23 protein-coding genes and 1 pseudogene are annotated in these 24,365 nt (G+C 70.8%); 11 read left to right on the top strand and 13 right to left on the bottom strand.

What is annotated here, in order from left to right; translation table 11 throughout:
• Nucleotides 1-16: 16 nt before the first annotated feature.
• The 6 genes from CCN37_RS13720 to xylB all read right to left on the bottom strand — a co-directional run bounded on the left by CCN37_RS13720 (nucleotide 17) and on the right by xylB (nucleotide 7,132).
• Nucleotides 17-1,303 (bottom strand): amidohydrolase, encoded by a 1,287-nt coding sequence (locus tag CCN37_RS13720; protein ID WP_086821138.1) that lies wholly within the window; start codon nucleotides 1,301-1,303, stop codon nucleotides 17-19.
• Nucleotides 1,300-2,520 (bottom strand): M20 family metallopeptidase, encoded by a 1,221-nt coding sequence (locus CCN37_RS13715; protein ID WP_210408008.1) that lies wholly within the window; start codon nucleotides 2,518-2,520, stop codon nucleotides 1,300-1,302. The genes CCN37_RS13720 and CCN37_RS13715 overlap by 4 nt, the downstream gene beginning before the upstream one ends.
• Nucleotides 2,521-2,834: 314 nt before the next feature.
• On the bottom strand, nucleotides 2,835-3,086 hold the full coding sequence (locus tag CCN37_RS13710) for a hypothetical protein (RefSeq protein ID WP_143261596.1): 252 nt from the start codon (nucleotides 3,084-3,086) through the stop codon (nucleotides 2,835-2,837).
• Between the two features lie 107 nt (nucleotides 3,087-3,193).
• Nucleotides 3,194-4,351: a xylose isomerase gene (gene xylA / locus CCN37_RS13705; protein ID WP_086821135.1), complete on the bottom strand. Its 1,158-nt coding sequence runs from the start codon at nucleotides 4,349-4,351 to the stop codon at nucleotides 3,194-3,196.
• A complete protein-coding gene (locus tag CCN37_RS13700) occupies nucleotides 4,348-5,592 on the bottom strand; it encodes an ROK family protein (protein ID WP_210408007.1) in 1,245 nt (414 codons plus the stop codon). The genes xylA and CCN37_RS13700 overlap by 4 nt, the downstream gene beginning before the upstream one ends.
• A gap of 136 nt (nucleotides 5,593-5,728) precedes the next feature.
• Nucleotides 5,729-7,132, bottom strand: a complete 1,404-nt coding sequence (gene xylB, locus CCN37_RS13695) for a xylulokinase (RefSeq protein WP_086821134.1) — start codon at nucleotides 7,130-7,132, stop codon at nucleotides 5,729-5,731.
• Nucleotides 7,133-7,522: 390 nt separating this feature from the next.
• On the opposite strand from xylB, the gene CCN37_RS13690 reads away from it, so the two are divergent.
• The 3 genes from CCN37_RS13690 (at nucleotide 7,523) to CCN37_RS13680 (ending at nucleotide 11,799) form a co-directional block, all read left to right on the top strand.
• Nucleotides 7,523-9,268, top strand: a complete 1,746-nt coding sequence (locus CCN37_RS13690; protein WP_256388042.1) for a serine/threonine-protein kinase — start codon at nucleotides 7,523-7,525, stop codon at nucleotides 9,266-9,268.
• Between the two features lie 123 nt (nucleotides 9,269-9,391).
• Complete coding sequence (locus CCN37_RS13685; RefSeq protein WP_246843037.1) at nucleotides 9,392-10,144, top strand: purine-nucleoside phosphorylase; 753 nt, start codon at nucleotides 9,392-9,394, stop codon at nucleotides 10,142-10,144.
• Nucleotides 10,141-11,799, top strand: coding sequence for a phospho-sugar mutase (locus CCN37_RS13680; protein WP_246843025.1), 1,659 nt, complete (start codon nucleotides 10,141-10,143; stop codon nucleotides 11,797-11,799). The genes CCN37_RS13685 and CCN37_RS13680 overlap by 4 nt, the downstream gene beginning before the upstream one ends.
• A 48-nt stretch (nucleotides 11,800-11,847) precedes the next feature.
• Here CCN37_RS13680 and CCN37_RS13675 read toward each other — a convergent pair whose 3' ends face one another.
• From CCN37_RS13675 to CCN37_RS13660, 4 genes are all read right to left on the bottom strand, one after another.
• Nucleotides 11,848-12,840: an aldo/keto reductase gene (locus tag CCN37_RS13675; protein WP_086821132.1), complete on the bottom strand. Its 993-nt coding sequence runs from the start codon at nucleotides 12,838-12,840 to the stop codon at nucleotides 11,848-11,850.
• On the bottom strand, nucleotides 12,837-13,238 hold the full coding sequence (locus CCN37_RS13670; protein ID WP_086821131.1) for a MerR family transcriptional regulator: 402 nt from the start codon (nucleotides 13,236-13,238) through the stop codon (nucleotides 12,837-12,839). The genes CCN37_RS13675 and CCN37_RS13670 overlap by 4 nt, the downstream gene beginning before the upstream one ends.
• Nucleotides 13,239-13,292: 54 nt before the next feature.
• Nucleotides 13,293-13,682 (bottom strand): type II toxin-antitoxin system death-on-curing family toxin, encoded by a 390-nt coding sequence (locus CCN37_RS13665; RefSeq protein WP_086821130.1) that lies wholly within the window; start codon nucleotides 13,680-13,682, stop codon nucleotides 13,293-13,295.
• Between the two features lie 180 nt (nucleotides 13,683-13,862).
• Complete coding sequence (locus tag CCN37_RS13660) at nucleotides 13,863-14,069, bottom strand: ribbon-helix-helix protein, CopG family (protein ID WP_086821129.1); 207 nt, start codon at nucleotides 14,067-14,069, stop codon at nucleotides 13,863-13,865.
• Nucleotides 14,070-14,157: 88 nt separating this feature from the next.
• On the opposite strand from CCN37_RS13660, the gene CCN37_RS13655 reads away from it, so the two are divergent.
• Nucleotides 14,158-14,757, top strand: coding sequence for a TetR/AcrR family transcriptional regulator (locus CCN37_RS13655; RefSeq protein ID WP_086821128.1), 600 nt, complete (start codon nucleotides 14,158-14,160; stop codon nucleotides 14,755-14,757).
• An 86-nt stretch (nucleotides 14,758-14,843) separates the two neighbouring features.
• Here the strand turns inward: CCN37_RS13655 and CCN37_RS13650 are convergent, their stop codons facing one another.
• Both CCN37_RS13650 and upp read right to left on the bottom strand, forming a co-directional pair.
• The gene (locus tag CCN37_RS13650) at nucleotides 14,844-16,814 is read right to left on the bottom strand and encodes a glycosyl hydrolase family 18 protein (protein ID WP_086821127.1); all 1,971 of its coding nucleotides are present in this window, start codon (nucleotides 16,812-16,814) and stop codon (nucleotides 14,844-14,846) included.
• Between the two features lie 210 nt (nucleotides 16,815-17,024).
• A complete protein-coding gene (upp, locus tag CCN37_RS13645) occupies nucleotides 17,025-17,648 on the bottom strand; it encodes a uracil phosphoribosyltransferase (RefSeq protein WP_086821126.1) in 624 nt (207 codons plus the stop codon).
• Nucleotides 17,649-17,680: 32 nt separating this feature from the next.
• Here upp and CCN37_RS13640 point away from each other — a divergent pair, with 32 nt between their 5' ends.
• From CCN37_RS13640 to CCN37_RS13620, 5 genes are all read left to right on the top strand, one after another.
• The gene (locus CCN37_RS13640) at nucleotides 17,681-18,343 is read left to right on the top strand and encodes a maleylpyruvate isomerase family mycothiol-dependent enzyme (protein WP_086821125.1); all 663 of its coding nucleotides are present in this window, start codon (nucleotides 17,681-17,683) and stop codon (nucleotides 18,341-18,343) included.
• Between the two features lie 337 nt (nucleotides 18,344-18,680).
• Nucleotides 18,681-19,697, top strand: a complete 1,017-nt coding sequence (gene deoC, locus CCN37_RS13635) for a deoxyribose-phosphate aldolase (RefSeq protein ID WP_086821124.1) — start codon at nucleotides 18,681-18,683, stop codon at nucleotides 19,695-19,697.
• Between the two features lies 1 nt (nucleotide 19,698).
• Nucleotides 19,699-21,135 carry an aldehyde dehydrogenase family protein gene (locus CCN37_RS13630; protein ID WP_086821123.1) on the top strand — a complete coding sequence of 479 codons (1,437 nt, stop codon included), beginning with the start codon at nucleotides 19,699-19,701 and terminating at the stop codon, nucleotides 21,133-21,135.
• Nucleotides 21,128-21,997: an aldehyde dehydrogenase family protein gene (locus tag CCN37_RS13625; RefSeq protein WP_086821122.1), complete on the top strand. Its 870-nt coding sequence runs from the start codon at nucleotides 21,128-21,130 to the stop codon at nucleotides 21,995-21,997. The genes CCN37_RS13630 and CCN37_RS13625 overlap by 8 nt, the downstream gene beginning before the upstream one ends.
• A gap of 75 nt (nucleotides 21,998-22,072) precedes the next feature.
• Nucleotides 22,073-22,768 (top strand): hypothetical protein, encoded by a 696-nt coding sequence (locus tag CCN37_RS13620; protein WP_143261595.1) that lies wholly within the window; start codon nucleotides 22,073-22,075, stop codon nucleotides 22,766-22,768.
• A gap of 37 nt (nucleotides 22,769-22,805) precedes the next feature.
• On the opposite strand, the gene CCN37_RS13615 is transcribed toward CCN37_RS13620, so the two are convergent.
• On the bottom strand, nucleotides 22,806-23,375 hold the full coding sequence (locus CCN37_RS13615) for an SMI1/KNR4 family protein (RefSeq protein WP_168200658.1): 570 nt from the start codon (nucleotides 23,373-23,375) through the stop codon (nucleotides 22,806-22,808).
• 109 nt (nucleotides 23,376-23,484) lie between these two features.
• Between CCN37_RS13615 and CCN37_RS13610 the strand changes: the two genes are divergently transcribed.
• Both CCN37_RS13610 and CCN37_RS13605 read left to right on the top strand, forming a co-directional pair.
• Nucleotides 23,485-23,811 carry a type VII secretion target gene (locus CCN37_RS13610; RefSeq protein ID WP_086821119.1) on the top strand — a complete coding sequence of 109 codons (327 nt, stop codon included), beginning with the start codon at nucleotides 23,485-23,487 and terminating at the stop codon, nucleotides 23,809-23,811.
• 4 nt (nucleotides 23,812-23,815) lie between these two features.
• Nucleotides 23,816-24,365: pseudogene (locus CCN37_RS13605) on the top strand (NlpC/P60 family protein); the annotation flags it as partial.

The raw sequence follows: 24,365 nt of genomic DNA, 5'->3' as shown, positions 1-24,365 counted from the left end.
CCTTTTCCCAGCTAGATCACGCCAAAGCGGTGAGCGCGGTGTGCACCATCACCCGAACACCCGCGAGGAGCGCGCGCTCGTCGAGGTCGAAGGTCGGCTGGTGCAGGTCCCGCTGCGGACCGTGCCCGGGCCACACGCCGAGGCGGGCGAAGGAGCCTTCGACGTGCTCCAGGTACCAGCCGAAGTCCTCGCCGCCGGAGGACTGCTCGGTCCCGGCCAGCGCGTCCTCGCCGAGCGCGGAGAGCACGCCGGAGCGCAGCAGCCTGGTGCTCTCCCGCTCGTTGACCACGGGCGGCACACCGCGGCGGTGCTGGAGGTCGAAGCCGACGCCCAGCGGGGCGAGCATCGAGGTGATCAGCTCGCGGACCAGCGGCTCCAGCTCGGCCCAGGCGTCGCGGTTGCCGGTGCGCAGGGTGCCGCGCAGCACGCCCTCCTGCGGGATGGCGTTGGCCGCCTCGCCCGCCTGCACCGCGCCCCACACCAGGACGGTGCCCGAGCGCGGGTCGACGCGGCGGGAGAGCAGCGTGGGCAGCCCGGTGATCACCGTGCCCAGCGCGTGCACCAGGTCCGCGGTCAGGTGCGGCCGTGAGGTGTGCCCGCCGGGCGAGGTCAGCCGCAGCTCGATCAGGTCGCTGGCCGAGGTGATCGCGCCGACCCTGGTGCCGACCCTGCCGACCTCCAGGCGCGGGTCGCAGTGCAGGCCGAAGATCCGCTCCACCCCGTCGAGCCCACCGGCGGCGAGCACGTCCAGCGCTCCGCCGGGCATGACCTCCTCGGCGGGCTGGAAGATCAGCCGGATGCGGCCGGGCAGTCCGGGCGCGTGCGCCAGCGCGAGTGCGGCCCCCAGCAGCACCGTGGTGTGCGCGTCGTGCCCGCACGCGTGCATGACTCCGTCCACAGTGGACGAGAACGGGTTGCCGGTGCGCTCGGTCAGCGGCAGCGCGTCGATGTCGGCGCGCAGTGCCACGCAGCGAGGGCCGGAGCCGATGTCGCAGATGAGCCCGGTGCCGACGGGCAGGACGCGGGGCTTGAGCCCGACGGACTCCAGCCGGTCGGCGAGGAACTCCGTGGTGGCGTGCTCGCGCCGGGAGAGTTCGGGGTGGGCGTGGATGTGCCTGCGCCAGCTGACCACGTCCTGGGCGTGGCGCTGCATCCAGGCGTCCAGCCAGGCCGGTCCGCGTCCGGCGCCGAGGTCCTCCACAGCGGACATGGTCGCGCCGGACGGAGTGATCAGCACGTCGGACTGGCCGTGAAGGCCTGGGCCACCCCGGGGGTAGTCGGGACGGGAGTCGAGGACGGTCACGCGAAACCTCCTGCTGCCGCCGCTGCTGCGGCGACCCGACCGGGGAGACGGTCCGCGACCCCGGCGAGCAGGCGGGCGCGCTGCTCGGCGTCGGTCGCGGCGGCGACGGCGGTCCACGCGAGCGCGAGTGCGCCGTCGAGCACCGCGCGGTCGGCGGAAGCCGACGCGCAGGCCGCAGCGAACTCGGGCTGGTGGTTGACCGCGTCTCCACAGTCGATGGCGATGGTGGGGTGAATACCGGGCAACGCACGGGTGATGTTGCCCATGTCAGTGCTCCAGAGCTGTCGTTTCCGTTCTGCTTCCAGGTCAACGGGTACCCGGCCCAGTTCGGAAATCGACCTTCGATATGCCGAGGCCAACCACCGGTCGGGGTTCAGCTCGGCGTAGATGGCTGAGATGTGGGTGACCTCATGAGTGCAGCCCGTTGCGACGGAACCCGCCTGGAAACAGTCCCTGATCCGCTTTTCCAGCCTGTTCAGGGAGTCGAGGTCCAGCGCACGGAGGTAGAAGACCGCGGCGGTGTCCGCCGGGACGATGTTGGGGGCCGCGCCGCCGTGGGTGACGATGCCGTGCACCATCTGGCCGGGTTCCAGGTGCTGGCGCAGCAGGCCGATGGCCACCTGCGCCACGGTGATCGCGTCGGCGGCGTTCAGACCCAGGTGCGGGGCCGCGGCGGCGTGCGAGGTCCGGCCGGTGTAGCGCACCTCGATGTCGGCGATGGCCAGCGACGAGCAGGCGACGGTCTCCTCCGGCGAGGGGTGGACCATCATCGCGAGCGCGACGTCGTCGAAGACCCCGGCCTCCAGCAGCGCGACCTTGCCGCCGCCGACCTCTTCGGCAGGGGTGCCGACGAGCTTCACGGTGATGCCGAGCTGGTCCGCGACCTCGGCGAGCGCCAGCGCGGCTCCGGCCGAGGACGCGGCGATGATGTTGTGGCCGCAGGCGTGGCCGATCTCGGGGAGCGCGTCGTACTCGGCGCAGAGGCCGACGACCAGTTCACCGGAGCCGTAGGTCGCGGTGAACGCCGTCTCCAGGCCGCCCGCGCCGTGCTCGACGGCGAAGCCCTCGCGCTGCAGGACGTCAGCGACCCTGGCGGCCGCCCTGCGCTCCTGGTAGGCCAGTTCGGGGTCGGCGTGGATGGCGTGGGAGAGCTCGACGAGCGCGTCCGCGTGTCGCTCCAGGGCGGAGCGGCACTGGGACTTGGTGTCGGTGCTCATGTGCATCCATCCTGCACCATGCACTCTTCATAGGTGATCAAGAAGTGGCCTGGCGCGGTTGCCGGTCGCCACGCTGCGCCGAGTGGAGCAGATGACTTCGGTCTGACCGAATCCGGATAACCGGTCACGGCATAGCGCTTCCCAGCGCCATGACCCGCCTATGGTCGACGAAGTCGGAACGATTTCCAAGCCGGTTTACATCGTGGGAAAAACAGTACTGGCGTACTGCGAAGAACGGTTACCGACGAGTCGCCCGAGCAATAACGCGCAATTGCCGCGCTCGCGCTTGCACGATTGTGTGACCCTGGACCGGATCAGGCCTTCTGCGCGCGCTTGCGAATGCGGCGGCCGATCACCACGGTGCCCAGCAGCACGACCGCGATGATGCCGATGGTCACGCGGTTGCGGTCCTCCGGCGACGCGGGCTGCTGCTCGGCGGGCGGGGCCGAGGTCGTCGGCTGCTGCGCCACCGCGGCCCCGGGGAGCGCGGAGGAGACCGGGGCGACGGCGAGCAGCGCCAACACCCCGAGCAGGGTGATCACAATCGCTCGGCTCGCTGCCCGCATGACTGCCTCCTCCGGCACGTGACGACGTTTCGAGTCTGCCCTCCTCACCCGCCCGAGGTCATCCGAGTCAGCGATCTTTATGTCCTTTGTTACTTTTCGTCACTGCCTCATCGGATGCCGAACAGGTGCTCCAGGGCGAGCTGGTCCAGCCGCTCGTACCCCATGCCCCGAGTACCCGCCGCGTCCGCGTCGAACTCCTCCGCGCGCAGGTCGGCGAGGGTCTCCCCGGGCAGCAACGTCGGCACGGCCAGCTGGGCGACGCGCGAGGCGGACAGCGCCTCCGCCACCTCCGGATCGGCCCGGAACCCTCGCGCCCGCTCAGCGAAGATCAGGTAGTTCCGCATGCAGGCGGCGGCCGAGGCCCACACGCCGTCCTCGTCCTCGGTGCGCGCGGGCTTGAAGTCGAAGTGCCGCGGCCCCTCGTAGCCCGCGTGCTCCAGCAGGTCGACCAGGAAGAAGGCCGTCTTCACGTCGCCGTTGCCGAAGCGCAGGTCCTGGTCGAAGCGCGGCCCGTTCTGGCCGTTGAGGTCGATGTGGAACAGCTTGCCCTGCCAGAGCGCCTGCGCCACCCCGTGCACCATCGACAGCCCGGCCATCTGCTCGTGCCCGACCTCCGGGTTCACGCCGACCATGTCGGGGTGCGCCAGCTGGCCGATGAAGCCCAGCGCGTGGCCGATCGTGGGCAGCAGGATGTCTCCGCGCGGCTCGTTCGGCTTGGGCTCCAAAGCGAACCGGATGGCGTAGCCCTTCTCGTTGACATACGCGCAGAGCAGGTCCAGTGCTTCGGCGTAGCGCGCCAACGCGTCACGCACGTCCTTGGCCGCAGGCGACTCCGCGCCCTCCCTGCCGCCCCACAGCACGTAGGTGGTGGCTCCCAGCTCCGCCGCGAGGTCGATGTTGCGCAGCACCTTGCGCAGCGCGAACCTCCGCACGTCGCGGTCGTTCGCGGTGAAGGCGCCGTCCTTGAAGACGGGGTGCGTGAACAGGTTCGTGGTGACCATCGGTGCCACGAGGCCCGTGGAGTCCAACGCCTTGCGGAACGCTTGGACGCGCTGGTTCCGCTCGCGTTCATCAGCGCCGAACGGCACCAGGTCGTCGTCGTGGAAGGTGACTCCCCATGCGCCCAGTTCCGCCAGTTTCTCCACCGCGTGCACCGCGTCCATGGCGGGTCTCGTGGCGGTGCCGAACGGGTCGTTGCCGGGCCAGCCCACCGTCCACAGGCCGAAGCTGAACTTGTGCTCGGGGCGCGGGGTGTAGTCGGTCACGCGATGCCTCCAAGGTGTGGGACTTCGGTCGGAGCGATCGAGGGGTCGGCGAGGACCCGGTCCAGGGCGGCATGCGCTCCTCCGCGAACCGCAGCGGTGAACCCCAGGTCGGACAGCAGGAGGCGGCAGGAGTCGGTCGCCATGACCCGCTCGGAGAGTTCCCTTCGAGCAGGCTCGGCAAGCCAATCCCCGAGCAGCGCGAAATAACCGCCCAGCACGACGGCAGTGGGGTTGAGGACGTTGACCAGGATCGAGGCGCCAACGCCGAGGGCGGAGCCGATCTCAGCCAGCGCCGCGCGAGTCCTCACGTCACCGGCGGCGGCCCTGGAGGCGATCACGCGCAACCGCTGTTCAAGATCGTGGGCGGAGTCGCGGACCTCGTCGCCCGGGTCAGCCACCGCTCGCATCAGCGCGGCCAGGCCGACCTGCGTCTCCCAACACCCTTTACGACCGCAGCCGCACTCCGCGGGGTCGGGGTTGAGCGGCATGTGCCCGACCTCGCCCGTGAACCCAGTGGCGCCTCTGACCAGCCGCCCGTCCGCGATCACGCCGCCACCCACGCCGACCTCGCCCGTGAGGTAGAGGAGGTCGCTCGCTCCAGCCGCCACCCCGACCGCGTGCTCGGCGAGGGCGGAGAGGTTGGCGTCGTTGTCCACGGAGATCGCTTCCGGCTCCAGATCGAGACGGCTCGCGAGTCGCTCCGCCACTGCGGCTTCGCGCCAGCGCAGGTTCGGCGCGTGCTGGACGACACCGTTCTCCACGTCGACGAGCCCCGGCACCGCGACCGTGACCCCCGTGACCCAGTTGCCCGCCTCGCGCATCGCGACGATGGCCTCGGCCGCGAGGTTCGCCAGGAGGTCGATCGCCGCGACCTGCCCCAGCTCCACGACGTCCAGCGGCAGCCGCTTCGAGAAGAGCACCTGGTCGGTGAGGTCGAGCACGGCGACCGCCGCGTAGTTGACGTTGATCTCCAGCCCGACCCCGCACACCGCGTGCTGCCGCAGTTCGACGAGCTGGCTCGGCCGCCCCACCGCGCCCGCCACGATCTCGCCGAACTGGGCGAGCCGCCGCTGTTCGAGCTCGGCGACCAGGCTCGACGTCGTGGCCTTGTTCAGCCCCGTCCGCCGAGCGAGCGAGGCCCGCGACTGCGGCCCGTCAGCGCGCAGCGAGCGGACCACCCGGGACAGGTTGAGCCGACGCAGACCGGTCTGGTCAACGGGTCGTTCGGCCTGGCCTCGCACTGTCGCCTCATTTCGTTTGTTGGATCGACAAACTAAGTCGCTCGCCCTCCCGGGTCAACCGGGTCCGGGGGTGGAACGCGAGCCGCGAACCGCCGTCCCGCTTGTTCATTGCTGCGGGACGACGGTTCGGCGCAGGTCAGTGGCCGTAGACCTGCTCGCGGGCAGCGCCGTAGGCCGCGCGCAGCTCCGCGCCGATGTCGAGTGAGCCCGGCTCGCAGGCTGCGGACCGGATGGCCCACGTCGGCGGCTCAGCGGCCCCTGACAGTGCCCACGCGGCCTGCCGCGCCGCGCCCAACGCGACGTACTCGCCGGGCTCCGGCACCTCGACGGGCAGACCGAACAGCAGCGGCGCCACCGCTCGGACCGCGGCTGACCGCGCCGCGCCGCCCACGAGGAGCACCCGGCGAGCCTCAACGCCCTGCCGCCGGAGGGCGTCCATGCCGTCGACGAGGCCGCTGAGCATGCCCTCGACCGCGGCCCTCGCCAGGTTCTCCGGCGTCATGTTGGAGCGCCGGAGCCCGATGAGGGTGCCGCTGGCGTCAGGCAGCTGCGGCGTGCGCTCCCCGTCCAGGTACGGCAGCAGCACCAAGCCGCCCGCCCCTGGCTCCGCCCTCAGCGCGAGCTCGTCGAGCCCGGCCAGGTCGACCCCCAGCATCGCTGCGGTCGCGGTGAGCACCCGGGCGGCGTTGAGCGTGCAGACCAGCGGCAGGAACCGGCCGGTGGCGTCGCAGAACCCCGCGACGGCTCCGGTGGGCTCCGCGGTCGGCCGCTCCGCCACCGCGAACACGGTGCCCGAGGTGCCCAGGGACACGACGACATCGCCGGGGCCGGCCCCCAACCCCAGGGCCGCTCCCATGTTGTCGCCGGTCCCCGCGCCGAGCAGGGCCCCGTCCGCGGTCCGCCCCGCCGCCTCCGCCGGGCCGAGCACCCGGGGCAGCTCAGGTGTCCGGCCGTCGAGAGCGGCGGCGAGCAGGTCGGGCAACCACTCGCCGGTCGCGGGCGAGAAGTACCCGGTGCCCGAGGCGTCACCGCGATCGGTCGCCGTCTCCGATCCCGGTGCCGCCAGCCGCCACGTGATCCAGTCGTGCGGCAGCAGGACCCTGCTCGTGCGGTCCGCGTTGGCGGGCTCGTGCTCGGCGAGCCACGCCAGCTTGCTCACCGTGAAGCTCGCGACGGGGACCGATCCGGTGCGCTCCGCCCAGCGCGTGGGCCCGCCGAACTCGTCCGTCAGCCGACGGGCCTGCGGCGCTGAGCGGTTGTCGTTCCACAGCAGCGCGGGGCGGACGACCTCACCCGAGGAGTCCAGGGTGACCATCCCGTGCTGCTGGCCTGCGACCGCGAGGGCCGCGACCGGCTCGGACAGACCGGCCGTGGCCTCCGCGACCGCCTGCCGGGTGGCCCGCAACCACGCGTCGGGATGGACTTCCGTGTCGTCGGGGTGCGCGGCGCGGCCTTCGGCGAGCACCTGGCCGGAGGCGGCGTCGACGGCGATGGCCTTCGACGACTGGGTCGAGGAGTCGATCCCGATAACCACGGTCATGACGTCGGATCATGCGTCACCACCGTGGACCGGTGGAAGGGGCGGGCCCCTGGCAGTGCGTGGGCTTGACCAGGTTCACCTCCTTTCCGCTGCCCTGTCGTGGTTCTCGTCGGTGCTCCTCGTCCAGGTTGCTTCGGGTCGAGGTGGGAATCCAGCGGGGGATCGCGATCTGTGGACAGGGGTGCCGTTGTGGACAACTCAGGCGTTGCCGGTGCTTTTCACGGTCTGGTTGTCGGGGGCTTCTGGGATAATTCGAAGTGGGGGGTCCCCACGTTTTCGGCCTCGGAACGACTTCAGCGGGCCGTGGGCGGCGGTCACGATGTGTGATCGAGCGCGGGCGACTTGTCGCACAACCCGGTGACGGCGCCCGAGTTGTGGAGAATGGGGTTCGTGCCACCGGCCGATGAGGACAAGAGCACCGACACCCAGGGGTCGAGCGAGCGGTTGATCGCCGAGCGGTACCGGCTCACGCGGGTGCTCGGGCGTGGCGCCATGGGCACGGTGTGGGCTGCCTACGACGAGATGCTGCGCAGACAGGTCGCCGTCAAGGAGGTCCGCCTTCCTCCGGGGATGCCCCCGGACGAGGCCGACGCCATGCGCGAGCGGACCCTGCGGGAGGCGCGGGCCATCGCCGTGCTCTCTCACCCGAACGTGGTCACCCTTTTCGATGTCGTCCGGCATGACGGCGAGCCGTTCGTGGTGATGGAACTCCTGCCCTCGCGCAGCCTGGCGCAGCTGGTCCGCAAGCACGGCCCGTTGAACGTCGCGCAGACCGCAGAGGTCGGCAACGCGCTCGCCGCGGCGCTGGCCGCCGCGCACGAGGCCGGGGTCACCCACCGCGACGTCAAGCCGGGGAACGTGCTGGTCGGGGCGGACGGCAGGGTCAAGCTGACCGACTTCGGCATCGCGCGCAGCGTGTCCGACTCGACCCTGACCAGCGCGGGACTGCTGCTGGGAACTCCCGCCTACATCGCGCCCGAGGTGGCCTCCGGTGACCCGGCCTCGCCGAGCGCGGACCTGTGGGGGCTCGGCGCGACCCTGTTCGCCGCGATGGAGGGCACGCCTCCCTACGACGTCGAGGACGATCCGCTCGAAACCGTCACGCAGGTCGTGCACGGCGAGATCCCGCCGCCGAGCGACGAGGGCGTTCTCGGCGAGGTGATCCGCGGGTTGATGGTCAAGAGTCCGGCCGACCGGATGTCGTTGACCGAGGTGCGCAGGCGGTTGCACCCCCTGCTGCCGGAGCCCGGCACGCGCCTGTTCCCGCACGACGAGGCAGAGCAGTCCTTCGCGCCGAATCCGATCGTGGAGCAGGCGCGGCGGCGCGGCTCGGAGCGGCAGCGCGCGGTCGAGGAGTCGATGGCCAAGGAACTGGCCGCCGATCCCGGGCCGCTGCCGTTCATGTTGACCAACTCCCCGCCACCCCTGCCGCCGAAGCGCGGTGCGCGGCTGCTGACGATCGTCGGGGCCGTCGTGCTCTTCGTGATGTCGGCGAGCGGCGGGTTCGCGCTGGCCAGGACAGTCGCGGGGCAGCAGGTCTTCCCGGAGTTCCGTACGCAGCGGCCCCCGGAGATCACCTCGGTCCAGTCGGCCCCGCTCGCCGCGTTCCAGCAGCGCAACGACGTGGCCCAGCTCGCCAAGGGCGATCCCGGCGGCGGATTCAGCATCAACGTCCCGAAGAACTGGACGGACTTCCAGGAGCAGCGGCCCAGCTCCTCGATGTCGAGCACGCTGATCAGGTTCGTCTCGACCGACGGGCGCAACGAGGTCGCGGTGGAGCGCTTCGCGAGCTTCTACCCGCACAACAAGATGGCGCGCTACGTCGACCAGCTCGCCTCGATCTCCAAGAACGACGGGGGCAGCTTCAACCTCCTCGTCCAGCAGCCCGCAGCCGCGCAGAACTCCTACGAGCGCTCGCAGGAGCTGATCTACCGCACGATCTCGCCGAAGAGCGGCAAGTCCAACAGCAGGGGCCGTCCGACCGGGGCCGAGGTGGCGCGCACGACGTACGCGCTGCTGCTGCCCAACGCCAAGGACCTGTGGGTGCTCAGGGTGACCGTGCCGACCGACTCCGAGGAGTGGGGCAAGACCGACCTCTACGACCGGATCGCGCCCACGTTCGCCATCGCCAGCTGACGCGGGCCGTTAAGCTCCCCGGACGTGAGCATCGAGACCCGCGCGACCGCCGCCACCAGCGACGCGGACGCCCTCAGCCCGGCCGTCGACCCCGAAGGCGCCGCCACCGCGGCCGCAGCGGCGCTGGCCCAGCGCACCGGAACCGACCGGCACGACATCGCCGTCATCCTCGGCTCGGGCTGGCGCCCGGCCGCCGACGTGATCGGCGAGCTCGTCTCCGAGGTCCCCATGGGCGAGCTGCCCGGGTTCGCCGCGCCGAGCGTGGTCGGCCACGGCGGCACCATCCGGTCCGTCCGGGTCGGCGAGAAGCGCGTGCTGGTGATGCTCGGCCGCACCCACTACTACGAGGGCAAGGGCATCCCGCAGACCGTGCACGGGGTCCGCACCGCGACCGCCGCCGGCTGCACCACCGTGGTGCTGACCAACGCCGCGGGCGGCCTGCGCCAGGGCATGGAGGTCGGCCAGCCCGTGCTGATCAGCGACCACCTCAACCTGACCGCGGCGTCCCCGCTGGTCGGAGCCAGGTTCGTGGACCTGACCGATCTCTACTCCAGCCGCCTGCGCGCTGTGGCTAGGGAGATCGACGCGAGCCTGGAGGAGGGCGTCTACGCGGGTCTGCCGGGGCCGCACTTCGAGACGCCCGCCGAGATCCGGATGCTGCGCACGATGGGCGCCGACCTGGTCGGCATGTCCACCGTGCTGGAGGCCATCGCCGCGCGCGCCGCCGGTGCCGAGGTCTTCGGCCTGTCCCTGGTCACCAACCTGGCCGCGGGCATCACCGGTGAGCCGCTGAACCACGAAGAGGTGCTGGAGGCCGGGCGCGAGGCGGCGAGCCGCATGGGCACGCTGCTGCACGAGCTGGTGAGCCGGGCGTGACGCTGTCCCCGGAGCTGCGGGACCGCGCGTTCCGCTGGATCGCCGACGACCTCGACGCCGCTGACCGCGAGGAGATGCAGCGGCTGCTCGGCAAGGCGATGGTCGGCGAGCAGCAGGCGATCGACGAGCTGACCGACCGGATGCGCGCGCCGTTGAGCTTCGGCACCGCCGGGCTGCGCGGCCCCGTGCGTCCCGGTCCGAACGGCATGAACCGCGCCGTCGTGGTGCGCACGACGGCCGGGCTCGGCGAGTGGCTCGCGGCCTCGGGGAAGGCCGGCGGCGTCGTCGTGGTCGGACGCGACGCGCGGCACGGTTCGGAGGAGTTCCACCGCGACGTGGCCGGCGTGCTCGCGGCGGCGGGGTTCGACGTGCGCGTCCTGCCCCGGCCGCTGCCGACGCCGGTGCTCGCCTTCGCCGTGCGGAAGCTGAACGCGGTGGCCGGGGTCCAGGTCACCGCCTCGCACAATCCCCCTGCTGACAACGGGTACAAGGTCTACCTGGACGCGGGCTCGCAGATCGTGCCGCCCGCCGACCGGGAGATCGAGGCCGCCATCGCCAAGGTCGGCGCGGCGGTCGTCGTTCCGACCGCGCAGGGCTGGACGACGCTCGGCGACGACGTTGTTCAGTCCTATGTGGACAGAGCGGCGAGCTTGCCGAGGAGCCCGGAGCGCACGCTGCGGATCGCCGCGACGACCTTGCACGGCGTCGGCGCGGAGACCCTGCGGAAAGTGTTGGCGCACGCGGGTTTCACCGACGTGCACCTGGTCGCCGAACAGGAGCGGCCGGACCCGGACTTCCCCACGGTGAGCTTCCCGAACCCGGAGGAGCCCGGAGCGGCGGACCTGCTGCTGGAGCTGGCGTCCACTGTGGACGCTGACCTGGCCGTGGCGCTGGACCCGGACGCGGACCGGTGCGCGCTCGGCGTCCGGGAGCGCGACGGTTCCTGGCGCATGCTGCGCGGGGACGAGACCGGAGCGCTGCTCGGCGAGCGCGTGCTGTCCACTTTGGACAGAACTGTGCATCCGGACCCGTTGGTGGCGGCCACGATCGTCTCCTCGGAGCTGCTGAGCTCAGTGGCGGCGAAGCACAACGCCCGCTACGACGCGACGCTGACCGGCTTCAAGTGGCTGGTGCGCGCGGGCGACGGGAATGGCACAGGGCTGGTGTACGCCTACGAAGAGGCGATCGGTCACTGCGTCGACCCGGATGTGGTGCGGGACAAGGACGGCATCAGCGCGGCGGTGCTCGCGTGCGACTTGGCCGCGTCGTTGAAGGCGTCCGGGCGCTCGCTGCTCGACGCGCTGGACGACCTGGCCGTCGACCACGGCCTGCACCTGACCGACCAGGTCTCCCTGCGGGTGGAGGACCTCGGCGTGATCGGCCGGACGATGGCTCGCCTGCGCGCCGAACCGCCTTCGGAGCTGGCCGGGATCGCCGTCACGGTCTCGGATCTGCGGCCGAAGGCGGACGTCCTGACGATGCGGGGCCCTGGGCTGCGCGTCCTGGTCCGTCCGTCCGGGACCGAGCCGAAGGTCAAGGCGTACTTGGAGATCGTCGAGCCGGTCGCCGACGCGGCCGAGCTCGGTGATGCCCGCGAGCGCGGCCGGAAGCGGCTCTCGGCGCTGCGCGAGGAGATCTCCGCGCTGCTGGGCTGAAGCACGAGGTCGCGCGGGCTCGACGAGAGCTCGCGCGACCTCGAGAGCTCAGCCGTTGAGCAGGCCCATCATGTTCTCGGCGTAGCGCGTGCCCGCGACCTTGTCGGGCGGAACAGCCGAAGCGATCTGCGCCAGCTCGTCCGCGCTCAGCTCGATCTCGACGGAGGCGGCGTTCTCCTCCAGGTACTTGCGGCGCTTGGTGCCCGGGATCGGCACCACGTCCTCGCCCTGGTTCTGCACCCACGCCAGCGCGAGCTGACCGGGCGTGACACCGCGAGCGGACGCGAGTGCGCGCACCGCGTCGACGATCGCCGCGTTCTTGGCCAGGTTCTCCTCGCTGAAGCGGGGCTGCCCGGCGACGCGGAAGTCACCGCTGCCGAAGTCGCTGGCCTTGGTGAACCGGCCGGTGAGGAAACCACGGCCGAGCGGCGAGTACGGAACAATCCCGATGCCCAGCTCGCGGCAGGCCGGAAGAACCTCGGCCTCGATGTCGCGCGTCCACAACGACCACTCCGACTGCACGGCCGAGATCGGGTGCACGGCGTGCGCGCGCCGGATCGTGGCCGCGCTCGCCTCGGAGAGGCCGAGGTAGCGGACCTTGCCCTCGGCGACCAGCTCCGCCATCGCGCCGACGGTCTCCTCGATCGGCGTCTTGGGGTCCACTCGGTGTTGGTAGTACAGGTCGATGTGGTCCACGCCGAGCCGCTTCAGCGACGCCTCGACCGACTGCCGGACGTAGGCGGCGTCACCGCGCACACCGCGCTCGTGCGGGTCGGCGGTGCGGACGATGCCGAACTTGGTGGCCAGCACGACCTGGTCGCGCCGGTCCGCGATGGCGCGGCCGACCAGCTCCTCGTTGCGGTGCGGGCCGTAGATGTCAGCGGTGTCCAGGAATCGCACGCCGAGCTCGATGGCGCGGTGGATGGTCGCGATCGACTCACGGTCGTCGGTCTCGCCGTAGAACTCGCTCATCCCCATGCAGCCGAGGCCCTGTGCGGACACCTCAAGCGCGCCGAGCGTGCGGGTGGGCAGCTTGGTCATGCCGTCGCCTCCTGGGCGAGCGGGGTCAGCTCAGCGACCCTGCGCTCGACCATCTCGTAGTTGTCGATCTTGTAGTCCAGCGTGCTCAGGCACATCTGCAGCTCGGCGATGCGTTCGCGCACGGCGGTCCGCTGCTCCAGCAGGATCTCCTTGCGCGAGGTCGCGCTGGAGGTGCCGAAGTGCCGCAGCCTGGCGTACTCGCACATCAGGCGGATCGGCATCCCCGTCATCCGCAGGCAGGACAGGAAACCCACCCAGCCGAGGTCTTCCTCGGAGTAGCTGCGCCTGCCGCCCGAGTCGCGGACCGGTGGCTCGATCAGCCCGATGCGCTCGTAGTAGCGGAGGGTGTCCATGGACAGCCCTGTGCGTTCTGCCGCTTCGGCGATCGAGTAGCTCACGAGAACGAAGGTAGAAGTTGGAGCGCGCTCCAGGTCAAGCTCATTCGGCGGAAATCAGCCCAGCTCACCCTTTGTCACGGCCCAGCCCTCGAAGCGCGCGGCGACGTCGGCGACCTCGAACTCACCCCTGCCGACCTCGCGGACGATCTTCAGCGCGTCGTCCTCGTCGGCGTCGATCCACCAGCCGTTGATGTCGCAGAGGGTGACGGCGGCCACCCACGCCAACCGCCAGTTGCCCTCGACGAGGGGGCGGGTGCAGACGATGGAGTCCAGCATCGCGGCGGCCTTCAGCCAGAGCGTCCCGTACGCCTCGACGCCGAGCACGGCCGCCCTCGGGCGGTGCGCCGCCGCGTCGAGCAGACCGACGTCGCGCACGACGAGGTCACCGCCGGTCACGGCGGTTGCCAGCACCAGCAGGTCACTGGCGTCCAGGTAGGAGATCACTCGGCCTTTTTCCCGTGTTCGACGTTGCTGTCTGACGATATCGGGGGTCACTGACAGTGGACGCGGGATCGGCCATTCGGGCTGCCGTGCATCGAGGACTTGAATCCAGAGACGATCTAGGCGTTTTCTCAAGCGCGGCAACGTAAACTGACCTGTTGGCCAGTGGCGCGGACCTTGCGATCAGGTGGGGCCGAGCCGATCGAGCAGAGCGCCGTAGCGCGGCATCACGCGGGCCAGGACCTCGGTCAGCTGGCGCTCCTTGTTCAGCCGGGACCACCGGTCGGCGAGGGCGAGGCGGACCACGTCCTGCTTCGATCGCCCTTCGGCAGCGGCGAGCTCGTCGAGTTGCCGATTCTCGTCCTCGCTCAACCGCAGCGTCATCGCCATGCGCGGGATGGTACCGCCGTGGTATCACTGATCACCAGGTCACGCGGCGCACCGAAGTTTTAAAACAGTGTTCCTATATTCTGCCGGAGTGCCACGACCCAAGGTTCACGACGACGCGCTCCGCGCCCGCCTGCTCGACCGCGCGGCGGAGACCCTGTCGACGGACGGCCCCGACGGGCTCAGCCTGCGCAAGCTCGCCGCCGACGTCGGGACCTCCACCACCGCCGTGTACTCGCTCTTCGGCGGCAAGCCCGCACTGCTGCGCGAGCTCTACCTGGAGGCGTTCCGCAGGTTCGGCGAGCGACTGTCCACCGTGCAGCGCTCGGGGGACCCCGTCGAGGACCTGGTCCAGCTCGGCATCGCCTACCGCGAGAGCGCGCGGGCCGACCCGCACCTCTACTCGATCATGTTCTCCACCATGGTCCCCGGCTTCGAACCGGACACCGAGGCCACCCAGCGCGCGGTGAGCACGTTGCAGCCGCTGCTGGACATGGTGCGGGCCGGGATCGACTCCGGGCACTTCACCGGCTACCGCGCCGAGGAGATCGCGCTGGCGTCGTGGGCGCTGGTGCACGGGCTGGTGTCGCTGGAGTCCAGGGACCACATGCCGCCGGGGATCGACGTCACCGCCAACTTCGAGACCGTGCTGCGGGCCCAGGCGCGCGGCTGGTGCTCGGCGCCGGAATAGCGGAGGGGCTCGGGATACCCCGCCGCCAACGGTTCCCCGAGCCCCACCAGGACTGTCCACTGAGGACAGCCCGCCTTAGCGCACCCTCATCGCAGCCCGTTGTCGAGCGCGGCCATCAGGGTGCCGTCGTCGCCGTCGAGCGACCAGATCATGGCTCCGCCGAGCCCTTTCGCCTTGACGTACTCCATCTTCTTGCCGATCACCCACGCGTCGTCGAAGGACCACCACTGCCCGTTCGCGAACGCGTAGGCCGCGACGGCCTGCTCGTCGTGGTGCACGGTCGGGAACTGGGCCTTGAGGTTCTTGTAGGCCCGCGTTCCCGCCTCCGCGGCGAAGTCGCCGGGAGCGGCGCCGTTGGCGGCCTGCCACTCCCCCTTCTTGCCGCCGTCGCTGACCTGCTGCCAGCCGCGACCGTAGAAGGGCACGCCCAGCACGAGCTTCTTCGGATCGATGCCCGCGTCCGTGTAGATCTTCAACGCCACGTCGACGCTGAACTTCGTGGTGTACGGGTCGTCGACGTCGGTGTGCAGGTTCGCGTGGTGCCCGGTGCGGTTGGGCTCCCACGAGTTGTCACTGCCCGCGCCGTGGAAGTCGTAACCCTGGAAGTTGACCAGGTCGAGGCTGTTCGCCACCCTGGCCATCTCCCAGCCCGCCGAGGCCAGCGCGGGCGCCGCCGGGGTGAACGCGGTCAGCAGGTACTTCTTGCCCGAGGTGGCGCCGAGCGCGTCGAGCTGGCGGCGGAACTCCTCGACCAGCAGCGAGTTGTTGACCTTGTCATCGGGCCCGAAGTGGTTGCCGGGATGGCCTTCCGCGCCCGGCCACTCCCAGTCGAGGTCGAAGCCGTCGAAGATGTTCGCCCCGGTTCCCGGCCCGCCCATGTCGTAGTGCTTCGGCAGGTTCCCCTTGATGTACATGTCGACGCAGGAGGAGACGAGTCTCTTGCGCGAGGTGTCGGTCTTCGCGGCGTCGGAGAAGAACTTCGAGTACGTCCAGCCGCCGAGCGAGAGCAGCACCTTCAGGTCGGGGTGCTTGGCCTTCAGCTTGCGCAGCTGGTTGAAGTTGCCCTTCAGCGGACCGGTCCCCGCCCAACCGCCGTCCCCGACGCCGTCCACGCTCTGCGCGGCGTCGAAGGGCCAGACGTAGTCGGCGGTGGAGTCGCCCGCGCCGGTTCCCTGGTCGGGGTCGGCGGGGTTGGAGCTCGTCGGCTTGGTGACCGCGAAGCACGTCAGGTCCGTCGGGTGGATGTTGGCGAAGGAGTAGTTGAGGTGCGTCAGCTTCGCCGCCGCGCCCGAGGTGTCCAGGTTCTTGATGAAGAACTTCCGCTCGTAGATGCCCCACTGCGGGAAGTACCCGACGCGGACGCGCCCTTCGGCGCCCGGCTTCGCGGTCCGGCCGGACACGGAAGTGCTTTGCGCGGAAGCGTTTCCGGCTCGGTCCTTGGCGCGGACGGTGAACGCGTAGTCGGTCTCGGGGGTCAGTCCGCTCGCGGTGAACGTCGTGTCCGGCGTGCTCCCCACGGACGTCCCGCCCCTGAAGACCTCGTAGCCCGTCACGGCCACGTTGTCCGTGGAGGCGTTCCAGCGCAAGGAGATCGTGGTGGCGCTCGCGCCGGAGACGGCGAGGCCGCCGGGCGCGCTGGGCGCCTCGGTGTCCGGTGCGCCGCCCTCGCAGGGCTGGCCGTCGAGGCGGCAGTTGGCCGGGCCGCCGTTGCCGATCCCGTTGAAGCCGAAGGAAACCGAGGCCCCGACGCCCACGGCGCCGTTGTACTCGCGGTTGGTGAAGGAGTAGCGGTCACCGGCACGAGTGAGCAGGGTGTCCCAGTACGCGCCGACGCTCGTTCCGGCGGGCAGGTCGAACTCGACCTTCCACCCGCTCAGCGCCGTAGCGCCGCCGTTGGTGATCGTGACCAGGCCGGTGAAACCACCGTCCCAGTTGGAGGTCTTGGTGAACGTCGCCGTGGGGGTCGTCGCCGCCTGTGCGGGGGCTGCGACGAGGCCGAGCACGACGACGGCGCCCGCGCAGAGCGCGAGCAACGGCTGCCATCGCTTGCGGTACATGATCGATCGCTCCAGGGGTGCAGGGCGGCGGAGCGGAATCTGTTCGCGGATGTGTACAGCAGACGATGTGGTCCAGACCACAACTCGTCAAGGTCTAGACCACTGTGCTCACTCGAACGGCGCAGCCTTGACCCGTGCGACGCGGTGGCGCTATATGTTTTTCAAGTAGCGAGGGGGCGCGCGATGACCGGGATCGACCTGGGGGCGGGATCAGACCGCGCCGTACTGGCGGTCCCCCGCGTCGCCGAGCCCGGGAACGATGAACCCGGAGTCGTTGAGCCGCTCGTCCACGCTCGCGGTGACCACGCGCACCGGCAGCTTGGCCTGCTCCAGGGTGCGAATCCCCTCGGGCGCGGCCAGGGTGCACACGGCGGTGACGTCGGTGGCGCCGCGATCGGTGAGGAGCGTGATCGTGTGCACCATCGAGCCGCCGGTGGCGAGCATCGGGTCGAGCACCAGCACCGGACGACCGGCGAGGTTCTCCGGCAGCGACACCATGTACGGCGTCGGCTGCAGGGTCTCCTCGTCGCGCGCCAGGCCGACGAAGCCCATCTGCGCGTCCGGGATCAGCTTGTGCGCCTGGTCGGCCATGCCGAGGCCCGCGCGCAGCACCGGGACCAGCAGCGGCGGGTTCGCGAGGCGGAAACCCGTCGTCCTGGCCACCGGCGTGTGGATGCGCTCCTCCGCGAGGGGAGCGTCCCGCATGGCCTCGTAGATCAGCATGACGGTCAGCTCGTGCAGCGCGGCGCGGAAGGCCGCGCTGTCGGTGCGGGCGTCACGCATGGTGGTGAGCCGGGCCTTGGCCAGCGGGTGTTCGACGACGAGCACGTCCATGACCACAGACGTTAGCCGGAGAAGGGGTGCGGATGTACGACGTGATCTACCGCGAGGCACGGCAGCGGATCACCGCGATCGCGCGGACGCTGGACGACGAGCAGCTGGGACGAGCTGTTGCCGCCTGTCCGGAATGGACCGTGCGGGCGCTGATCGCACACCTGTCCGGCGTCGCGCACGACGCCGCGACCGGGCGGCTCGACGGGGCACCGGGAACCGAGTGGACGGAGCGACACGTCGGCGAGCGGCTCAACCGGCCGGTCGAGCAGAACCTGGCGGAGTGGGAGGGCTTCAGCGAGAAGCTGGAGCAGGGCCTGCGCTCCAGGAAGGCGCAGCTCCAACTGGTGCACGACATCACCCAGCACGAGGCCGACCTGCGCACGGCGCTGGGCTTGGAGCGGCTGCCGGAGAAGGCTTGGCGGCCGATGCTGGAGCACATCGGCGGCGCGGTCGGCCACTACCACGAGCAGCCGTGGGCGCTGGTCGTGCGCTCGGACGGCTCCGAGTGGCGGATCGGCGACGGCGAGCCCGCGGCAACAGTGGAGGCGGAGCCCTTCGAGTTGTGGCGCGGGTTCTTCGGCAGGCGCAGCGCCGAGCAGATGCGCGCCTGGGCGTGGGACCGGACCCCGGAGGCGGAGCACCTGGACGCGGTCCTGGTGTTCCCGGCACGCTCGGATGCCTTGGTGGAGAACTAAATCGAGGGTCCACCGGTGGCGCGTCCGGTGGACCCTCGGGTCTAGCCCGGCCTGCCTCGGCACACCGGCTACTCCACAGTAACCGGCGGCGACGTGGGTCACCAACGACTTGATGAACACTTAAGAAAAGGAATCACCGAATGGCCTATTGGCGCCCGCACGGCCTGCCGTGGTCGCGCTCTCATGCCGGTCAGGCGGATGTGACCAGTGCCATCAGCGCGCGCCGCAGCCGCCGAGTTGTCCCCAGGCGCGCCCGGTGTGAGCTGGGCGGATGAGTTGTCCACAGGTCCGGCTGATCGGGCTGGACGCCCGGTGACCTGGCCCTAGACTCCTGGCCATGGCCGCACCGTCACCGCCGACGGCTGCCGAGTCCGCGGACACCCCCGCGAACCGCCAGCCGCCGCACATCCCGGGACTTCCCCCAGAGCTGGCAGACGCCACCAGGGACGACGCCGCGCTGCGTCGGTTCCTGCACGGACTGCCCGGCGTCGACCAGGTCGGGCTGGAGCAACGCGCCGCGACGCTCGCCACGCGCAGCATCAAGAAGGCGTCCAAGCTCTGGGCGATCGACACCGCCATCAGGATGGTCGACCTGACCACCCTCGAAGGCGCCGACACCGCGGGCAAGGTCAGCTCGCTGTGCGCGAAGGCCCGCCGTCCCGACCCCGAGCGCCCCGACGTGCCGCAGGTCGCCGCGATCTGCGTCTACCCGGACATGGTGGAGACAGCGGTGCGCGAGCTGAAGGGCGCCGACATCGGCGTCGCCAGCGTCGCGACGGCGTTCCCCTCCGGCCGCTCGTCACTGGCGATCAAGCTGGAGGACACCAGGATCGCCGTGGACGCGGGCGCGACCGAGATCGACATGGTGATCGACCGGGGCGCGTTCCTCTCCGGCCGCTACGGCCAGGTCTACGACGAGATCGTCGCGATCAAGGCAGCCTGCGGCGACGCGCACCTCAAGGTCATCCTGGAGACCGGCGAGCTGTCGACCTACGACAACGTGCGCCGCGCGTCCTGGCTGGCGCTGCTCGCCGGTGGTGACTTCATCAAGACCTCGACCGGCAAGGTCTCCCCCGCCGCGACCCTCCCGGTGACGCACCTGATGCTGCAGGCCGTCCACGACTGGAAGAACCAGACCGGGCAGCTGCGCGGGGTCAAGCCCGCCGGCGGCATCCGCGCCACCAAGGACGCGATGCGCTACCTCGTCGCCGTGCACGAGGTGGCCGGTCAGGAGTGGCTGGACCCGAAGCTGTTCCGCTTCGGCGCGTCCAGCCTGCTCAACGACCTGCTGATGCAGCGGCGGACCCAGCTTGAGGGCCACTACAGCGGCCCTGACTACGTGACGGTGGACTGAGATGACACAGATCTGGGAGTACTCCCCGGCACCGGAGTCGCGGGACATCGCCAACCTCAAGCCGAACTACCGGATGTTCGTCGACGGTCAGTTCGTCGAGGGCGAGGGCGAGCCGCTGAAGACGGTCAACCCCTCGACCGAGGAGGTGCTGGCCGAGGTCAGCACGGCCTCCAGCGCGGACGTCGACCGCGCCGTCAAGGCCGCCCGCCGCGCCTACGACAAGGTGTGGGGCCGGATGCCCGGCAGCGAGCGGGCCAAGTACCTGTTCCGCATCGCCCGGCTGATCCAGGAGCGCGGCCGCGAGCTCGCGGTGCTGGAGAGCCTGGACAACGGCAAGCCGATCAAGGAGTCGCGCGACGTCGACGTGCCGACGGCCGCGGCGCACTTCTTCTACCACGCGGGCTGGGCCGACAAGCTCGACTTCGCCGGCTACGGGCCGGACCCGAAGCCGCTCGGCGTCGCCGGGCAGGTCATCCCGTGGAACTTCCCGCTGCTGATGCTGGCGTGGAAGATCGCGCCCGCGCTGGCCTGCGGCAACACCGTGGTGCTCAAGCCGGCCGAGACCACGCCGCTGACCGCGCTGGTCTTCGCCGAGATCTGCCAGCAGGCCGGTCTGCCCGCCGGCGTGGTGAACATCCTGCCCGGCGCCGGTGACGTCGGCGCGGAGATCGTCAACCACGCGGGCACCGACAAGATCGCCTTCACCGGTTCGACCGAGGTCGGCAAGCTGATCCAGCGCTCGCTGGCCGGGACGGGCAAGAAGCTCACCCTGGAGCTGGGCGGCAAGGCGGCGAACATCGTCTTCGACGACGCGCCCGTGGACCAGGCCGTCGAGGGCATCGTCAACGGCATCTTCTTCAACCAGGGCCACGTCTGCTGCGCCGGTTCGCGGCTGCTGGTCCAGGAGTCCATCGCCGAGGAGGTGATGGAGAAGCTGCGCTACCGCGTCTCCACGCTGCGCATCGGTGACGCGCTGGACAAGAACACCGACATCGGCGCGATCAACTCCCAGGAGCAGCTGGCCCGCATCCGCGAGCTGACCGCCTCCGGCGAGGCCGAGGGCGCCGACCGCTGGACGAGCTCGTGCCCGTTGCCGGACAAGGGTTTCTTCTTCGCGCCGACGGTGTTCTCCAACGTGCACCAGGCGATGCGGATCGCCCGCGAGGAGATCTTCGGCCCGGTGCTGTCCGTGCTGACCTTCCGCACCCCGGACGAGGCCGTCGCCAAGGCCAACAACACCCCGTACGGGCTGTCCGCGGGCATCTGGACCGAAAAGGGTTCCAGAATCCTGTGGATGTCCCAGAAGCTGCGGGCCGGTGTGGTGTGGGCCAACACCTTCAACCGGTTCGACCCGACCGCCCCGTTCGGCGGCTACCAGGAGTCCGGTTTCGGTCGCGAGGGCGGCCGCGCGGGACTGGAGGCGTACCTCGATGTCTGACGGGCGTATTGGTGTGACCAAGACCTACAAGCTGTACGTGGGCGGGAAGTTCCCGCGCTCGGAGTCCGGGCGGGTCTACCCGGTCAACGACGCCAAGGGCACCTTCCTCGCCAACGCCGCGCACGCCTCGCGCAAGGACGCCAGGGACGCGGTCGCCGCGGCCCGCAAGGCGTTCTCCGGCTGGTCCGGCGCGACCGCGTACAACCGCGGCCAGGTGCTCTACCGCGTCGCGGAGATGCTCGAAGGCAGGCGCGAGCAGTTCGTCGCGGAGGTCTGCGCCGCGGAGAACGTGAACGCGAAGAAGGCGGAGTCCACTGTGGACGCCGCGATCGACAGGTGGGTCTGGTACGCGGGGTGGACCGACAAGGTCGCCTCCGTGCTCGGCGCCTCCAACCCGGTCGCGGGGCCGTACTTCTCGTTCTCCGTGCCCGAGCCCACCGGCGTCGTCGCGGTGCTCGCCCCGCAGACCTCCTCGCTGTTGGGCCTGGTCAGCGTGGTGGCTCCGGTGATCGCGACCGGCAACACCTGCGTCGTGGTGTCCAGCCACCACCGGCCGCTGCCCGCCGTGACGCTGTCGGAGGTCATGGCGACCTCCGATCTGCCCGGCGGCGTGGTGAACCTGCTCACCGGCAGCGCCGCTGAGCTCGGCCCCTGGCTGGCCTCGCACGCGGACGTGAACGCGCTCGACCTGTGCGGTGCTCCGGAGGTGATTCGCGCCGAGTTGGAGCGGACCGCCGCGGGCACCGTCAAGCGGGTGCTGCGCGCCACCGCCAAGGAGCCGGACTGGACGCGCAGGCCCGATATCACCAGGCTGCGCGCGTACCTGGAGCACAAGACGGTCTGGCACCCGATGGGAGTCTGATCCACCGCTTCGGCCACGATGTGCCCCACAGTCCGCGGACCGTGGGGCACATCGTCTTCGAAGGGGTTGTCCAAGGTGGAAGAACTCGACGCCGGCGGCATCGCCGAAGTGATCGCGGCGATGCTCAGCGGCTCGCACGGCCTGCGCACCGAGCGCACCGGCGCGGTGGTGGCGCTGGTCGACCTCGACCTGGAGATCGCCGTCGAGGAGGCCGAGCACGCCGCCGACGGCGCGTACGTGCGGCTGCCCTTGGGCGTGCGCTGCACGGCGTGGGAGGAGGGCTACGCCTGGGACCAGGCCGTCGGTGTGCGCACCGACGAGGCCCACCCGCTCGCCGACGCGCTCATGTACTGGGTGAACAACGTGCTCCCGGTGTTCATCGCCATCCAGCAGCCCGACCACCCGCTCGCCGAGGCCGTGTTCCACCGGCTCGGCGCGGACGGTGAGGGCCGTCCCACCGAGCTGTTCGCCGGTCCCGTCGACTGGCGCGATTTCGGCGGCATCGAGGGCGGCTTCGCCGACGTCGCCCGCGAACGCCCGCCGACCCTCGTCGTGGCCGAGCGCCTGATGAGCGAGGGCCAGCTGCCGAACCGGCCCGTGTGGTTCTACAGCCTCTGCGGCCGCACCTCCGGCGAGAACGACGACACCGTCGAGGTCGTGCTCAACAACAACGACGTCAGCGGCCACTTCGTCGACGTCGCCGAGCACCTGCCCTGGGGCACCGGCCACGGCACCGTGAAGTCCTGGGCGCTGCTCGTCCCCGCCGCCTGAGCTCACTCCACCCGCGTCAGCGCTGCCTCGGGATCGGTCACAGCTTCCAGATCAGCATGCCTGCCCTCGTGGTCGCGGGGCGGTAGCGGCCAGCCGCCGCGTCGGTCTCCAGGGCCTCGGCGGTGGAGCTGAGGAGCGCGGCGAGGCCCTGCCACTCGGGAGGGTGCGCCACGCCCCACTGGTGGCTGAAGGCGAACAGGCAGCCGTGCAGCGACCCGGGGCGCAGGTCGACGGCGAGGTCGTAGTTGCCGCCGTCCGTGCCGATCGGGACGAACGCGGGATGCCAGCCAGCACCCGGGCTGCCGGCGGTGTCGTCGGGCCGGGGGCCGGTCGTGTGCCGCCTGGTCCACTCCCGCCACGCGCTGACCGATCCGATCGGCCGGTACGGGATGTAGCCGTGCGGCAGGACGGGGTGCAGCCCACCGCCGCAGCTCGCCCACCACTCGTGCAACTCCTGGGGCAGAGCGCGCCCCAGTGCCCGCTCGGCGGAGCGCACGTCCGCGTCGGTGGCGGGTGGCAGCAGCTCCTTGGCGGTGGCTGGAGCCCGCACGGTGAGGATGCGGGTGATCCGGTTCCAGCTCCCGGGAACAGCTGTGCTCGAGCCCATGGGCGGATGCTGGCAGACACCCCTGACAATCCCGGGCGTCGCTCCCTCGCTCGCGTGAATCCTGCGCATTCCAGGACAGCGGGCGACGCGGTGCGGCAGCCTGGGTCGCATGGTGGAGCAGGGTTTCAAGGTCGATCCGGCGGCGCTGACGAAGTACACGACGGCGACGCCGGGGCTGGCCGACGAGCTCGGCAGGGTCGGCAGCGCGACGCTGGGGCCGATCACCTCCCTGCCCGGCGACGCCTTCGGCAAGATCGGTGCGGAGGTCGGTGTCAACCAGGCTTTCCACCAGGCGGCCAAGGCAACCGCGGACGGGGTGGCCGCTGCGGCGGCGGGGCTGACGGGGCTCGCGGGCTCGGTCGCTGGCGCGCTGAAGACCTACCAGCAGCAGGACGCCGAGCACGCCGCGCTGATGCGCCGCCAGGGCCAGGGGTGACGGCGTGACCGACGCCGCAGGCCTGATCGAGCCGCTCGTCCGACCGTTGCGCGAGCACTTGGCGAAGCTGGCCGGGGACACGGGGAGCGCGAGCAGGGCGGCGGAATCGCTGGGCTCGGCGAAGACGGCGATCGCCGACGTGAAGTCGCGGCACGGAGCGCAGGCGCGCACGGCCATGGGTGGTTGGTACGGCGACCGGGCCAACGCGTTCCAGGGCAGGGTGGCCACGCTCGACGGGGGCCTGGACCGGCTGTCGGGCAACTGCGCGAGCGCGCAGGGCACGGTCACCGGAGCGGTCGGCGCGGTCACCACGGGCCGCAAAGCGATCCAGGGGCTGCTGGACGAGTTCGTCGGCTGGGCGAAACCGGTGTTCGAAGCGGCGATCGCGGCGCAGAAGGGCGGCGACACCAACGCCGTGCGCGAGGCGACCGCGAGGGCCTTCGGCAGGTCGGCGCTCTACGTCGAGAAGTCGGCGACGGAGCTGAAGAAGGTCTCCGACCACCTGACCGAGGCGGCGGCGCGGTTGCGGGCGCTGCAACCGGCCGCCGCCTCGG

This window comes from Allokutzneria sp. NRRL B-24872 (assembly GCF_002155965.1).
GTDB lineage: Bacteria > Actinomycetota > Actinomycetes > Mycobacteriales > Pseudonocardiaceae > Allokutzneria.
The sequence above is the reverse complement of the archived record's forward strand: the minus strand, read 5'-3'. Positions and strand labels throughout refer to the sequence as shown.